Source organism: Bacteroidota bacterium, assembly GCA_037133915.1.
Taxonomy (GTDB): Bacteria; Bacteroidota; Bacteroidia; order Bacteroidales; family CAIWKO01; genus JBAXND01.
Window position 1 is genome coordinate 1 of the sequence record JBAXND010000051.1, and the last position, 14,745, is coordinate 14,745.

The window sequence follows — 14,745 nt, forward strand, 5'->3', positions numbered from 1 at the left end:
CCCACATCAAATAATATAATAATAGAAAATTCTCATCCCGCAGTAATTGAAATTTTAAATATTGAAGGACAATTAATAAAATGCGTAAATGCAAATGAAAATTCTACCACAATGGATATATCAAATTTATCAAGCGGGGTTTATATAATAAAAGTAACGACAGATAAGAAAATTTTGATAAAGAAATTTATGAAACAATGAACGCCCAGTGCATAATTAAAAAAAGCACGCAAACCGTTATGGAATCTGTAACGTTAATTCCACTTTCCCATCTCCTTAACCTTAACGCTGTCCAGTATCTTAGCATAAATCTGTGTTGTTTTAAGGTCTTTATGGCCTAAGAGCTTGCTGATGACTTCCAGTGGCATACCGAGGTCGATGGAGCAGGTGGCGAAGGTGTGACGAGCACAGTGAAAGCTAATAGACTTTTTGATTTTTGCAAGCACCATAAGTTCTTTCAGGTAGCGGTTGGTTATCTGATTGGTGGCCACATGGAACACAGGTTGGTTTTCAAAACCGGGTTCAATAAGTCCTTTTGCCCTGTCTATTAATGGAACTCTAACAACATCTTTCGTTTTGTGCATTTCTATTTGCAGCATATCGCCTTCTACAAGGTGCGAATGCATTAGGTTTTTTATATCGAGGAAGCGTAATCCGGTATAACAGGCAAATAAAAAATACCTGAGAACATTCCGTTGATACCCCTTGATATCATCAATTAGCAAAGCCTCAAGCGACTTGAGGTCTTCCATGTCAAGGAAACTTCGGTTGCCTAATTTCTTTTTCAATGGAAAGTTCTTGAAAATACTTTCAGATACCATCCCGTCACGCATAGCCTGAAACCAGACAGTTTTAATAAAGGCCATGCTTTTATAATGAGTATTGGTTTGATTGTTCAGCTTACTCACCATAAACACATCGTACTGCCTGAGAAAATCAATATCCATATCGGCAAACCGTAACTCTGTCCGAAATCGTTTCAGCTTCGTCACTTGGCTTGTATAGGTGCGGCATGTTTCCGATGAGAATTTATGCCGGTTCTGTTCGATGAACCCCAGCGCATATTCGTAAAAGGAGCTATAATCAATTGACTTTTGAGAATACAGCCTGTCAAAATCAGCCATTGTCAGGCGTTTGTCGCCGAGTTTTGAATCAAGCATAATTTTTTCAACTTTCATCCGGGTTTTTGAAAGGACAGAGTTAAGGTCTTCCGAATTGTAGCGAAGTGACTTTTTAACCTTGTTGTTTTTTGTGTCCCATAAACCTTCCGGTATAGCCATATTCAGTGAATGGTCTTTTTTCTTACGGTCAATTATTACTCGTAAGTAAATTGGGGTTAGTCCGTCTTTTCTTAGAAAGTCAGAACGCAAGAAAATTTTAAAAGAGTAGCTCATAAGGCATTTTGTTTTGTTTCTATTGTGAAGCCATTGTGAAACAAATTGCCGAAAGTAATGAAATAAAAGCTTTCAAAGCTTAAACAAGAAAGTGCGGAATCCCTTGGTAGATGTAAGAAGTGAAAAAGAAGGTTGAAATGCTTCAACCTTCTGAGTGGAGCGTAGGGGGGTCGAACCCCTGATCTCCGGATTGCGAACCCGGCGCTCTACCATCTGAGCTAACGCCCCGTTTACACGGTAAAATTAAGTGCTGCAAATTTATACTTTTAGTTGATATACCGACACCTTACAGTTTGATAAAATTATTGTATTCGAATGAACGGCCCATCGTCACTGCGCTGCGTAAGTGCGCCTATTGGTTCAACTTCGTAGCCGGCAGCATGCATAGTGTGGAAAAATATTTCTTCGCCCCACGGACTTACGGCTATCAAAAGACCGCCGCTTGTTTGCGGATCGCACAGAATGGCTTTTTGTGTTTCGCTTAATTCACACACTTTTGAACCGTAACTTTTAAAATTCCGTTTGGTGCCTCCGGGAATACAGTCCTGCGCAATGTATGATTCAATTCCCTTGATTTTTGGAATTGCGTTGTAATCAATTTCTGCGTTCAGACCGCTGCCTTCGCACATTTCAAGCAAATGACCGAGTAATCCGAATCCGGTAACATCGGTCATGGCTTTAACACATTCAAGTTTGCCCAGCTCATAACCCACGGTGTTCAACTGAATCATCAGGTCACGCGCAGTAACGGAATGCACATCAGCAAGCAGTCCTTTTTTTTGAGCTGTCGACAATATTCCGATACCAAGCGGTTTGGTAAGAAAAAGCGAACATCCGGCTTCAGCAGTGTTATTGCGTTTTATATTTTTTATATCAACAATCCCCGTCACCGCAAGCCCGAATATTGGCTCAAGTGAATCGATGCTGTGCCCGCCCGCGAGCGGAATACCGGCAGAGCTGCAGATGCTGCGGCTTCCTTCAATAACTTCATGTGCCAATGATGGCTCCAGCTTTGTTAATGGCCAGCCCAATATGGAGATTGCCATCAAAGGCATGCCTCCCATGGCATACACATCGCTGATAGCATTGGCAGATGCGATGCGTCCAAAGTCATAAGCATCATCGGTAATGGGCATAAAAAAATCAGTAGTGCTTATCACGGCTGTTCCATTGCCCAAATCATACACCGCCGCATCGTCTTTGCTTTCATGACCGACAAGCAACTTTTCAAATACTTCGCGATTGCCTTTTTTGATAATTTCTTCGAGAATCATCGGCGATATTTTACATCCGCAACCTGCACCCGGACTAAATTGCGTGAGTTTTATCTTGTCCTGTTCCATTGATGTTCTTTTAACTGTTTTAAAATTAATTCAGCATTGGTTCGCGCATCGGCAGTATCGGTATGTATGTTCACAATCGTCTGTTTATCCCTGTTATCAACACTTTTAAGATACGCTTTATCATAATAGGTGAGCAATATTTCACAGGCTCCGTGATAGTTTCCGTTCTCTATATCGCTTACTGCTTTTTGCATATTTTCACTCCCAAGGCGGCGTTCCAGACGTTTCACGGCCGCTGTAAGAAGTTCATCATCGGTGCCTGTATATTCTGTTACCAATTTCTGAACTCTGATATTTACGGGCATTTCCAAAATAATAATATTCGATGACCGAATTTTCGCGAACAGCGGCTCCGGCAAATTCACTTTGCCCAGGTCGGAATTTTCATCTTCAAGAAAAATTGGTTTTGTGAGGTCAAAGGTGTGCCATTTCTCAAAAAGCAGATTCTGAAAATGCTCTGTGGACGGCTGCTCTTCAAGTCCAATGTGACCGAATGCTGAGCCTTTATGCTTTGCAATACCTTCGATGTCGAGCACCTGCCCGCCAAGCCGTTCGAGTTCGAGCAGACAGTCTGTTTTTCCACTTCCGGTAAGGCCGCCAAGCACAACTACATTCGAGTCTTTTTCAAATTCACGCAACAATAAATTACGATAACTTTTATATCCGCCTTCAGGCAAAAATGCTTTGCAGCCTGCCATTTCCAGTAAGAACGCAACGCTGCGGCTGCGCATGCCGCCACGCCAGCAATAAATAAACGCAGTTTTTTCAGCACAGGTGCTCAACATGTTTTTGGCATACACATGCATTTTACTTCCGATAAGCTCCAGCCCTTTGATAACAGCCTGTTCGCGACCCTGCTTAACGTATGCTGTGCCTACGGAAGCCCGTTCCGCATCATCAAAAATGGGCGCATTGATAGCTCCGGGAATATGTCCTTTCTTATATTCAGCCGGAGAGCGCACATCAAAAACGGGTCCGTTGGCGCCCATGTCAAGAAATTCGGAGATATTGAGAATCGTAGGCAAAATCAGGAGATATTAATATTATGCTTCGTTCAAAAGTCTGTCAACAAGCAAAGGTACACCAATGCCTGCATTTTTTTTAATTACCTCAAGATTACGGATATAATTGATTGGCCCGGCATTGGGGTCGATGTAATATTTTTGTTTTGAATGATGCACATACTCAATCAGACCGGCGGCAGGATATACCTGCATTGATGTTCCAATAACAATGGCAATATCAGCATTACGCACAATTTCTGCGGCAGGTACAATGTTGGGAACAGCTTCTCCAAACCAAACGATATGAGGTCTGAGTTGAGAGCCTTTTTCGCAAAACATACCGGTTTTCAGCTCCCATCCGTCGATATCATACACGAGGCTTTCGTCAACCGTGCTTCTTGATTTCAGCAGTTCGCCATGCAAGTGCAGTATTTTTGTGGAACCGGCACGTTCGTGCAAATCGTCCACATTTTGTGTGATGATATGTACGTTATATTTTTGCTCAAGCCGCACCAAAGCATAATGTGCCGCATTGGGTTCAACGTTTACAAGCTGTTTGCGCCGCTGATTGTAAAATTCGAGCACCAGCTCCTGATTTTTCACCCACGCATCAAAGGTGGCAACATCTTCTACACGGTGTTCTTCCCACAAACCGTTGGCATCACGAAATGTCTTAATGCCACTTTCGGCACTGACGCCGGCTCCTGTAAGGACCACAATTTTTTTCATCACTCTGATTTGTTAACTTATTTCGCGTTTGCCTTCAAAAGTAGTTAAAATACGGATTGTTGGTAACTGAAGGTGTGAACCACGATTCCTGATTTTTTAGTCAAATTCTATCTAATCAACCTTCTATCTCAGATTGAAATCTGCACGAAAATGCTGTATCTTTGTAAAAATTTCAATCATGAGCGCAATTGTAATTAAAACAGATAATCAAAATACAAAAATTCTCCGTGAGCTCGCCAGGAAGTTGGGTGCCAATGTTATTAATATAAAGGAAGAGCAATACGAAGACCTTGCCTTAGGTTTGCTGATAGATAAATCAAAGACCGGTGAACTGGTGACGCGCGAATCTATCATGAAAAAATTGAATAAAAAATGACGGTTCAGTTCGACAGATCCTTTGAAAAGTCATTAAGGTATATTCATGACAAGGGTTTACTTCTGAGGCTTAAACGAGCTATCCTTCAAATTGAAAATGCATCGTCTCTCACAGAACTGCCGGTCATCAAAAAATTAACCGGATTCAACTCTTTTTACAGAATCAGGATTGGCGATTACCGCATCGGTCTTGAAATAATTAACAAAAACACCATCCGATTTATTATCATTGCCCACCGAAAAGATATCTATAAAATCTTCCCTTGATTTTGCCTGCTTGTTTTTTGCCTGTGTAAGCTGTGGCATCTGAAAACACTAAAAAAAGAATTTCGAAATATTTTCTACTGATTTTTCTACTTCAATACTATTATATAATATTGATTAATTGAAAAGTTGTATTTTTACACCTTAATTTTAAAATCTTCTAACGATATCTATATGGAGAAAATACATCTTAATCTTGATAATCTGAATAACATTTTTCCGGACAACTTCAGCCCGGAACAGATTGCAAAGGCAAAGACTTTATTTCTGAAAAAACTTTCGGAAGAAGCTCATGCGTTTTATGAAGGTAAGATACAAACAGTTCCTAAAGCCCCGGTACCGGGCTTTAACTGGTTCAACGTATGGTACACTCCGGGAGTATCCAAGGTTTCTACAAACATCCGCGACAATAACGAAACATCGTATGACTTATCGAACCGCGGCAATCTGGTCGCCGTTGTAAGCGATTCAACCCGCGTACTGGGCGACGGCGATTGCACGCCTCCGGGCGGACTGGGTGTGATGGAAGGCAAAGCTTTTTTGATGAAATATCTCGGAGGCTTTGATGCTGTGGCGCTTTGTGTTGACAGCCGCAACGAAAAAGGCGAAAATGATCCTGAAAAAATAATTCAGTTTGTGAAGATGGCACAGCATAGTTTTGGTGCCGTCAACCTCGAAGATATTTCACAACCCAACTGTTATAAAGTTCTTGATGTGCTGCGCGAAGAGTGCGACATCCCCGTTTGGCACGACGATGCACAGGGAACGGCATGTGTTACCCTGGCCGGACTTATCAACGCTCTGAAGCTGGTGGGCAAAAAGATTGGTGATGTAAAAATTGTTCTTTACGGAGCCGGTGCTTCCAATACTACCATTGCACGCCTGCTTATTACCGACGGTGCCGATCCTGAAAAGATGACGCTGTTTGATACCCGCGGTGCTTTGCACGCCGGACGCGACGATATTAAAAAAGATCCCCGTTTTTACCGTAAATGGGAACTCTGCGAAAGCACCAACCCCGACAGGGTGAACACCATGGACGAAGCCATGAAAGGTGCTGATGTGCTTATTTCACTGAGTACGCCGGGACCTGACACTATCAAAAAAGAATGGGTAGCTGCTATGGGGAAAAAATCAATTGTTTTTGCCTGTGCCAATCCCGTTCCTGAGATATATCCGTATGCCGCCAAAGAAGCTGGTGCTTATATTGTTGCAACCGGACGCGGCGACTTCCCCAATCAGGTGAATAACTCCATCGGCTTCCCGGGAATATTAAAAGGCGCCCTGATGGTTCGTGCCAGAAAAATTACGGATACCATGGCCATTGCGGCAGCCCATTCACTGGCCGATTATGCCGAAAAACGCGGCATCGACCCTGAAAATATTGTACCTACCATGGATGAAGCATCGGTATTTCCGCAGGAAGCCGCCGACGTTGCCATGCAGGCTATAAAAGACGGTGTGGCACGCATTACACTTACAGCCGAAGAGGCGTTTAACAAAGCAGCCACCGATATTCAGGCAGCACGCGATATGGCTAAGCATATGGTTGATTATGGTTTTATCAAAGAGCCCCCACAGGAAATGCTTGAAAAAGCGCTGGAATGGGCTGTAAAACAGGTTTCCTGATTTTTTAATCGTTAACAAGCATTAATAAATGATAACATACGTTACAGGTATACTTACCGAAAAAAACCCTGCATACGCAATCATAGAATGCGGCGGTATCGGCTATATGCTGAATATTTCGGTAAATACCTATTCGGCACTGGGCGAGATAAACACCCCGCAAAAGCTGCTTTCGTATCTGGCAATTAAAAATGAAGCCACGACTCCTGTAGGGATGGTGATGTACGGATTTGCAACGGAAGACGAGCGCGAATTATTTGTGAACCTGATTTCTGTAAGCGGCGTTGGATCGAATACTGCCAGACTGATTTTATCATCATTAATAACCGACGAAGTAATATCTGCCATTGTAAACGGCGATGTAAACACGTTTCAGAAGGTAAAAGGCATTGGAACAAAGACTGCGCAAAAGATCATCATCGACCTTCGCGACAAGTTCAGTAAATGGCAGCCATCGAAACAAATTTTGTCGCCCGGACACAATAGAAAGCGCGAAGAAGCGTTATCAGCATTGAAAATGCTTGGCTTTCCCGCGAAAGCGGCAGAATCAGCTGTCGAGAAGATACTTAAAACCGAAGATCCTTCGCTTACGGTAGAAGGACTCATCAAAATGTCATTGAAAATATTATAAGGGGTCGGAATTAGGGCCGGAACATAAAGATAAGAGCATTGGAGCGATTTATAAAATACATCCTGGGATTGGGTGCAGCGGGGCTGGTAGTGGCCGTGGCATTGTCAGGATCAGGAAATGTAGATAACACTGCAGGAAGCAGAGGATATCATTCAGCTGTTTTACCACCGGACACCAATCCGGATGACACTATTTTACCCTTCCCTTTTCAGGATAATACGGGCGACCCGTACAGTCCTCAGCAAAATGGCGGATTGTATCTGAATAACCCGTCGAATCTGAACTCCACCTACGAATACGACCCTGAAACCAACACCTATGTGCTGACCACAAAAGTGGGCAATAATGAAGTTCGCCCATCGACCACCATGACTTATGAAGAGTACCAGAAATACAGCATGGATCAGATGATGCAAAAATACTGGCGCGAAAAAACAAAGGCAAACAGACTCACCAAAGGCGACGGCGGATTTATTCCCAAAATACGGATTGGCGGCGAAGCCTTCGACCGGATTTTTGGAAGTAATACCATTGATATCAGACCGTCAGGCTCTGCAGAACTCATCTTTGGTGTAATCTCTACACGTACCGACAATCCTGCTCTTGACGTAAAACAACGTCGTAACACCAACTTCAATTTTGAGGAAAAGATACAAATGAATGTTACCGCCAAAATTGGCGACAAGATACAGTTTGGGGTGAATTATAATACCGAGGCTTCGTTCGATTTTGAGAATAAAATGAACCTCAAATACGAAGGCAAGGAAGATGAGATTATTCAGCTTATAGAGGCAGGTGATGTTACGTTGCCCCTCAACAGTTCACTTATTACCGGCAGTCAGGCGCTGTTTGGTATCAAGGCTAAACTGAAATTCGGCAGAACCACCGTTACCGGGATTTTCTCTCAGCAAAAAAGTAAGACCGAAAATATTACCGTTTCAGGGGGCGCCCAAACAAGCCAGTTCAGCGTAAAAGCAGATCAGTACGAAGAAAATAAGCACTTTTTTCTCGGACATTATTACCGCGGCAATTACACCAAAGCCCTGAAAAAACTGCCGACCGTTACTACACCTATCAACATCACTAAAATTGAAGTATGGGTTACCAATGTGGGCGCTGCAACTACTGAAAACCGCAATATCATAGCATTTCAGGATTTGAGTGAAACAAGCAGAATCTATAACAGCCAGGTATATGCATATCCCGGTAAAACATATCCTGATAATGCTTCGAATAACCTGTTATCATTACTTGACACAGCCAGCCTCCGCAACCTGAATGGTGTGAACAACTACCTTCAGGCACAGAATTTTGTTTCGGGTGTTGACTATGAAAAGGTAGAACTTGCGCGTAAATTGCAGCCTTCGGAATATACATTCAACAGCAAGCTGGGTTTCATTTCACTGAATACCACCTTGAATTCCGACCAGACACTGGCCGTTGCCTATCAGTACACACTGATTGGTGATACCGCGGTACATCAGGTGGGCGAATTTTCAAACGGCGGTATCAGTGCACCCAACTGCCTTATTGTAAAACTGCTTAAAAGTTCTTCGCTCAACACCAAGATTCCTATCTGGGATCTGATGATGAAAAATGTGTACTCTATTGGCGGATATCAGGTCAATTCGCAGGATTTCAGACTGAATGTACTTTTCTCCGGCGAAGAAAATGGCGTTCCTATGGGGTTCATCACCGAAGGCGAAATTGACGGCATTCCTCTTATCAAGGTACTCGGATGCGACCGCCTGAACAGCAACAACGACCCGGTTCCCGATGGTGTATTTGACTTTATTGATATGGCGGCCACTCAGGGCGGAACCATACAGGCCAGCAACGGCCGCATATTCTTCCCGGTGCTGGAGCCCTTTGGAAGCGATATGCGCAAAGCCATTACCGGCGGTGACCCTGCATTGAAACCGATTGCCGATAAATACTGTTACGACTCACTGTACACCATGACAAAAACCGGGGCACAGCAATACCCCGAACGAAATAAATTCTCTATTGACGGGATGTTCAAGTCGGCATCCGGCTCGGAAATTTCACTGGGTGCCATGAACGTACCACAAGGTTCGGTAAAAGTTACCGCAGGCGGCATTCCCCTTGCTGAAAATGTTGACTACACTGTTGATTATACCCTTGGTCGCGTAAAAATTATTAATGAAGGCATCCTGAATTCGGGAACCCCAATCAACATTTCGCTTGAAAGTAACAGCATGTTCGATATTCAGACTAAAACGCTGATGGGAGCACACGTTGATTACATGGTAAACAAAAAATTCAATCTGGGTGCGACCGTACTCAACCTTACAGAAAAGCCGCTTACGCAAAAGGTGAATTTCGGTGACGAACCTATCAGTAATACCATTTGGGGTGTAAACGGTAACTATAAAACCGAATCGAGGCTCATAACAAAAATTGTTGATTTCATTCCTCTCTTGAATACAAAAACGGTTTCTAATGTAACCATCGACGCTGAATTTGCCGACCTTATTCCCGGCCATTCGAAAGCAATTGGTAAAACCGGAACTTCGTATATCGACGATTTTGAAGGGAGCAAATCAACCATCGACCTGAAAAATATCGGTAGCTGGTTTATTGCCAGTACACCACAAGGGCAGCCCGATCTCTTTCCTGAAGCTTCGCCCAACAGCGGAAAAGGATTTAATATGAATCGTGCCAAACTTGCATGGTATGTAATTGACCCGACCATTTTCTACAGAAACAACAACCAGACACCGCCCAACATCACCAACGATGATATTTCCAATCATTACACCAGAGAAGTTCTGGAAGAGGAAGTATTCCCGAATAAACAACTTGCAAATGGGCAGCCTTCAAATATTGCAGTGCTCAACCTTGCATATTATCCCTATGAAAAAGGACCTTACAATTATGATGTTGACGGTTCTGAAGGATATTCGGACGGTATTGATGCAAGCGGTAAACTGAAGAACCCCTATACACGATGGGCGGGTATTCAGCGCAAAATTGAGACATCCGATTTTGAAGCCACAAACGTGGAATATATTGAGTTTTGGATGATGGATCCATTCATCTATAACACAAATAGTACCGGTGGTCAGTTGTATTTTGACCTCGGCGATATTTCTGAAGATGTACTCCGCGACTCACGCAAAAGCTTAGAGAACGGGCTGCCGGCTACAAGCGAACTTATAAATGTAGACACAACAATCTGGGGTATTGTACCCACCCAGCAGCCACTCACCAATTCATTTGATAACAGCGAAGAAGCGCGTAAATACCAGGATGTGGGTCTCGACGGCCTCGGAGATGAAAGAGAACGTCAGTTTTTTGATGCCAACTATTTGCAGCGTATTGCCGGAATTTTCGGCTCATCATCGCCTGCATATGCAAAAGCCAGTGCCGACCCTTCTTCAGATGACTTCCATTATTTCAGGGGACCTGATTATGACAACGAAAGCAAATCAATTCTTGACCGTTATAAAAACTATAACGGAGCTGAAGGGAACTCCCCTACCGACGCTCAAACGCAGGCACAGTATAATGTGAGCTACCCCATGTCGGCAACCACCATGCCCGACGGCGAAGATATTAATCATGATAATACCCTGAATGAAAGCGAACGTTATTTCCAGTACCGTATCGATCTTCAGCCGAGCAAAATGAACATCGGTCAGAACTACATTGCCGATAAAATTGACGCATCAACAGGTCGCCTTCCAAACGGCTCATCTGCTACCGTAACATGGTATCAGTTTAAAATACCTGTCCAGAATCCCGACCGTATTGTGAATGGAATTCAGGATTTCAAATCAATACGTTTCATAAGAATGTACCTGAAGGGATTTACCGACAGCATTATCTGCCGTCTTGCAACACTGGATATTGTAAGAGGAGAATGGAGACGCTACCGCTACTCACTGCTTGCTCCGGGCGAATACATTCCTACCGACGATCAGAGCACTACAACCTTTGATGTTTCTGCAGTAAATATTGAAGAAAACGGGCAAAGAATACCGGTTCCCTACGTGGTTCCGCCGGGCATTGAGCGTGAAATAAACCTTGCCAGCACTAATTTGCAGCAGCTCAATGAGCAATCGCTTGATATGAAAGTATGCGGTTTGATGGACGGTGATGCACGGGCCGTTTATAAAACCTGTGATTTTGATGTTCGCCAGTTCAAAAAAATCAGGATGTACGCGCACTGCGAAGCAAGCAATAACACACTGCCCGTTAAAGACGGCGACCTCACACTTTTCGTACGCCTCGGGTCTGACTTTACTTCAAATTATTATGAGTATGAGCTGCCGCTGAAGGTGACTGATTGGGGAACATCGGCCGAAAACCCGGATGCTATCTGGCCATCAGAAAACCAAATGGAGATAACTCTTGCAGACCTTGTTGCAGCCAAAACACAGCGTAATACGGACATTCGTCAGCCGGGCTCATCGTTATCATACAGCGTTCCGTATGTGGCATACGATTCGAAAAATAATAAAATTACCATTGTTGGGAATCCTAATCTCAGCGCAGTAAAGACCATCATGATTGGTGTGCGTAACCCAAAAAAGAAAAACGGCAGCTCAGACGACGGAATGGATAAATGCGCCGAAATTTGGGTGAATGAATTACGGCTCACCGACTTCGACGAAAAGGGCGGATGGGCAGCAACAGGACGCATTGGTACCACCTTAGCCGATTTCGGAACACTGAGTATTGCAGGAACCATAAGCACTCCGGGTTTTGGAAGTATTGATAAAAAAGTAAATGAACGGCAAAAAGAAACCAAGGTATCCTATGATATTGCTACAAATCTTGAACTTGGCAAATTTTTCCCGGAAAAATGGGGAATGAAAATACCGCTCCATTACGATTATTCCGAGATGATTAACACACCACAGTACAACCCGCTAAACCCTGATGTACTGTATAAAGATGAACTGAGTACATATCCTTCGGCGGCTGAGAAAGACTCTATACGGAAGCTCACACAGGACTATACCCGTAGGCAGAGTCTCAATTTCATGAACGTAAGAAAAGTTAAAACAGGCGGATCAAAAAGCCATATTTACGATATCGAAAATTTTGATGTATCCTATGCTTACACCGAATTGATGCATCGAAATGTTGATGTGGAATATGACACAAAAAAAACACATCGTGGCGGACTGGGATATAATTTCTCCTCCAATGCAAAACCGGTTAAACCTTTCGACAAGGTTAAGTTTTTGGGGAAATCGAAATGGTTCAGGTTAATCAAAGACTTCAACTTTTTTTATGCGCCCAAAATGCTCACCTTCCGTACCGACATCGACAGGCAATTTTCCGAAAACCTACTGCGAGCGAAAACAAACGCTATTGTTATACTTGAGCCTACCTATATCAAATCATTCAACTGGACCAGAGATTACGGCCTTAAATGGGATTTGACGCAGGGACTTAAACTCGATTATCAGGCACATGTAATCGCACAGATTGATGAACCTCCCGGAAAAATTGCGAAGAACCTGCCGGATTATAAAACAAAACGCGACTCTGTCTGGAGCAATGTGCTGGATTTGGGCAGAATAAAATCATTCACACAATCCGTTGAAGTGAATTATACGCTTCCGATTAATAAAATCCCGATTCTCAACTGGATAAACGTTAATGCGAAATACGGTGGCGATTACCAATGGACCGCTTTACCGCTGGCTGCCGATACCAATGGACTTATTATTGAGAATCCGTTAGGAAACACTATTGAAAACTCAAACACCAAGCAGGTAAATGCCAGTGCCAATCTGCTGAACCTTTATAATAAGATACCGTACCTCGCAAAAATCAACGAAAAGAAAAAAGGAGGCGCCAATAAGCCAAAGACCAATATGCGCGCCGCCGAAGGAGATACGGTTGAGGAAAAAATAAATTATGTTAAAGAGGTAATTGATGGAACGCTGGGTATCCTGATGGGAATTAAAACAGTCAATATTTCTTATCAAGAGGGGAACGGAAAGCTTCTTCCCGGTTTTATGCCAAAGCCTGTTGCCCTCGGTATGGACTGGAATAAAATGGCTCCCGGACTTGATTTTGTTTTTGGAAATCCAAGCGAAATGTTCTCTCAGGGTTCGGGGACACAGATTGTTGACCAAGCGTATTCCAACAACTGGATTACATCTGACACGACGCTGAATACGCCGTACATAATTAAGCAAACAAAAAATCTTAACGGCCAGGTATCTATTGAACCGCTGGCAGCCCTGCGAATTGATGTAACGGCTACCAGTAATTATTCGAAACAATACGGAGCTTATTACCGATATGAAACCGGCACCGAATTTAACCATAGTAAAGCATTTACTCCTATGGAATCGGGGAGCTTTACATCGACGTATATTACATGGAGCACAGCTTTTATTAACGATAATAAAGACCACTCCAACAAAACCTTTGAGAAGTTCAAAGAATATCGCTTGCTCATAGCTGCACGTCTTGCGGCAAATAACCGGTTCTCATCAAAAGCTCTGAGTGACTCTACAGGATTCCCGGATGGATATGGTCCCACATCTCAAGATGTTCTCATACCGGCATTTCTTGCAGCGTACACCGGTCGCAACCCCGATAAAATATCGCTTAAACCGTTTAATGAAAAATTGCTTGCAGCCATTCCGCTTCCAAACTGGCGCATCACTTACACCGGCCTTACAAGAATTAACTGGCTGAAGAAATTCTTCAAGAATATTTCAGTGTCGCATACTTACCGCAGCACCTATTCTGTAGGTCAATTCGCAAGTAATTTATTGTATAAAGATGATGCCCAGGATGGCTATACTTATGTAAGAGATGCTGTGAAGAATTTCGCCTCAAAATATGAAATCGGACAAGTGAGCATCAACGAGCAGTTCAGCCCGCTTATTGGATTTGATATGACCATGGTCAACAGCCTGCTGTTTAAATTTGAGATAAAGAAATCAAGAAATCTGGTTCTGAGTTTTGCCAACAATCAGCTTACGGAAGTTACCAGCGACGAATATGTTATCGGCGCCGGATACCGTCTCAAAGATGTTTCCTTTAACATCAATTTCAGCGGTAAAAAGCGACCCATAAAAAGCGACCTGAACCTGAAAGCCGATTTCTCGATACGAACCAATAAAACCGTTTTGAGAAAACTGGTTGAAAATATGGACCAGGTGTCGGCAGGACAAAAGGTAATGTCAATTAATGTTTCTGCCGATTATCAGATAAGCGAAAAATTCAATATTCGCCTGTTTTTCGATAAGATCATCAATAATCCGTTTGTATCATCACAGTATCCTAACTCCAACACCAATGCTGGGCTCAGCCTGAGGTTCACGCTGGCTCAATAAAAGTGTAAATAGCTGTCTGTTGATGGCGGCGATGTTTGTAAT

General features: G+C 43.2%; 10 protein-coding genes and 1 tRNA gene. 6 read left to right on the forward strand and 5 right to left on the reverse strand.

What is annotated here, in order from left to right:
* Nucleotides 1-201, forward strand: a 201-nt coding sequence (locus tag WCM76_14015) for a T9SS type A sorting domain-containing protein (GenBank protein MEI6766743.1), incomplete at its 5' end; no start/stop codon positions are given.
* 53 nt (nt 202-254) lie between these two features.
* Here WCM76_14015 and WCM76_14020 read toward each other — a convergent pair.
* The 5 genes from WCM76_14020 to WCM76_14040 form a co-directional block, all read right to left on the reverse strand.
* Entirely contained in the window at nt 255-1,394 is a 1,140-nt protein-coding gene (locus tag WCM76_14020; GenBank protein ID MEI6766744.1) for a site-specific integrase, read from the reverse strand.
* Between the two features lie 155 nt (nt 1,395-1,549).
* Nucleotides 1,550-1,622: transfer RNA gene (locus WCM76_14025), tRNA-Ala, on the reverse strand.
* A gap of 74 nt (nt 1,623-1,696) precedes the next feature.
* On the reverse strand, nt 1,697-2,737 hold the full coding sequence (gene selD / locus WCM76_14030) for a selenide, water dikinase SelD (protein ID MEI6766745.1): 1,041 nt from the start codon (nt 2,735-2,737) through the stop codon (nt 1,697-1,699).
* Complete coding sequence (gene mnmH, locus WCM76_14035; protein ID MEI6766746.1) at nt 2,719-3,762, reverse strand: tRNA 2-selenouridine(34) synthase MnmH; 1,044 nt, start codon at nt 3,760-3,762, stop codon at nt 2,719-2,721. The genes selD and mnmH overlap by 19 nt, the downstream gene beginning before the upstream one ends.
* Before the next feature lie 18 nt (nt 3,763-3,780).
* On the reverse strand, nt 3,781-4,470 hold the full coding sequence (locus tag WCM76_14040) for an NAD-dependent deacylase (protein ID MEI6766747.1): 690 nt from the start codon (nt 4,468-4,470) through the stop codon (nt 3,781-3,783).
* Between the two features lie 178 nt (nt 4,471-4,648).
* On the opposite strand from WCM76_14040, the gene WCM76_14045 reads away from it, so the two are divergent.
* The 5 genes from WCM76_14045 (at nt 4,649) to sprA (ending at nt 14,703) form a co-directional block, all read left to right on the forward strand.
* Entirely contained in the window at nt 4,649-4,846 is a 198-nt protein-coding gene (locus tag WCM76_14045; protein ID MEI6766748.1) for a hypothetical protein, read from the forward strand.
* Nucleotides 4,843-5,112, forward strand: coding sequence for a type II toxin-antitoxin system RelE/ParE family toxin (locus tag WCM76_14050; GenBank protein MEI6766749.1), 270 nt, complete (start codon nt 4,843-4,845; stop codon nt 5,110-5,112). The genes WCM76_14045 and WCM76_14050 overlap by 4 nt, the downstream gene beginning before the upstream one ends.
* A 171-nt stretch (nt 5,113-5,283) precedes the next feature.
* The gene (locus WCM76_14055; protein ID MEI6766750.1) at nt 5,284-6,738 is read left to right on the forward strand and encodes an NADP-dependent malic enzyme; all 1,455 of its coding nucleotides are present in this window, start codon (nt 5,284-5,286) and stop codon (nt 6,736-6,738) included.
* A gap of 28 nt (nt 6,739-6,766) precedes the next feature.
* Complete coding sequence (ruvA, locus tag WCM76_14060; protein MEI6766751.1) at nt 6,767-7,369, forward strand: Holliday junction branch migration protein RuvA; 603 nt, start codon at nt 6,767-6,769, stop codon at nt 7,367-7,369.
* Nucleotides 7,370-7,407: 38 nt separating this feature from the next.
* Nucleotides 7,408-14,703, forward strand: a complete 7,296-nt coding sequence (sprA, locus tag WCM76_14065) for a cell surface protein SprA (protein MEI6766752.1) — start codon at nt 7,408-7,410, stop codon at nt 14,701-14,703.
* The last annotated feature ends 42 nt before the right edge of the window (nt 14,704-14,745 follow it).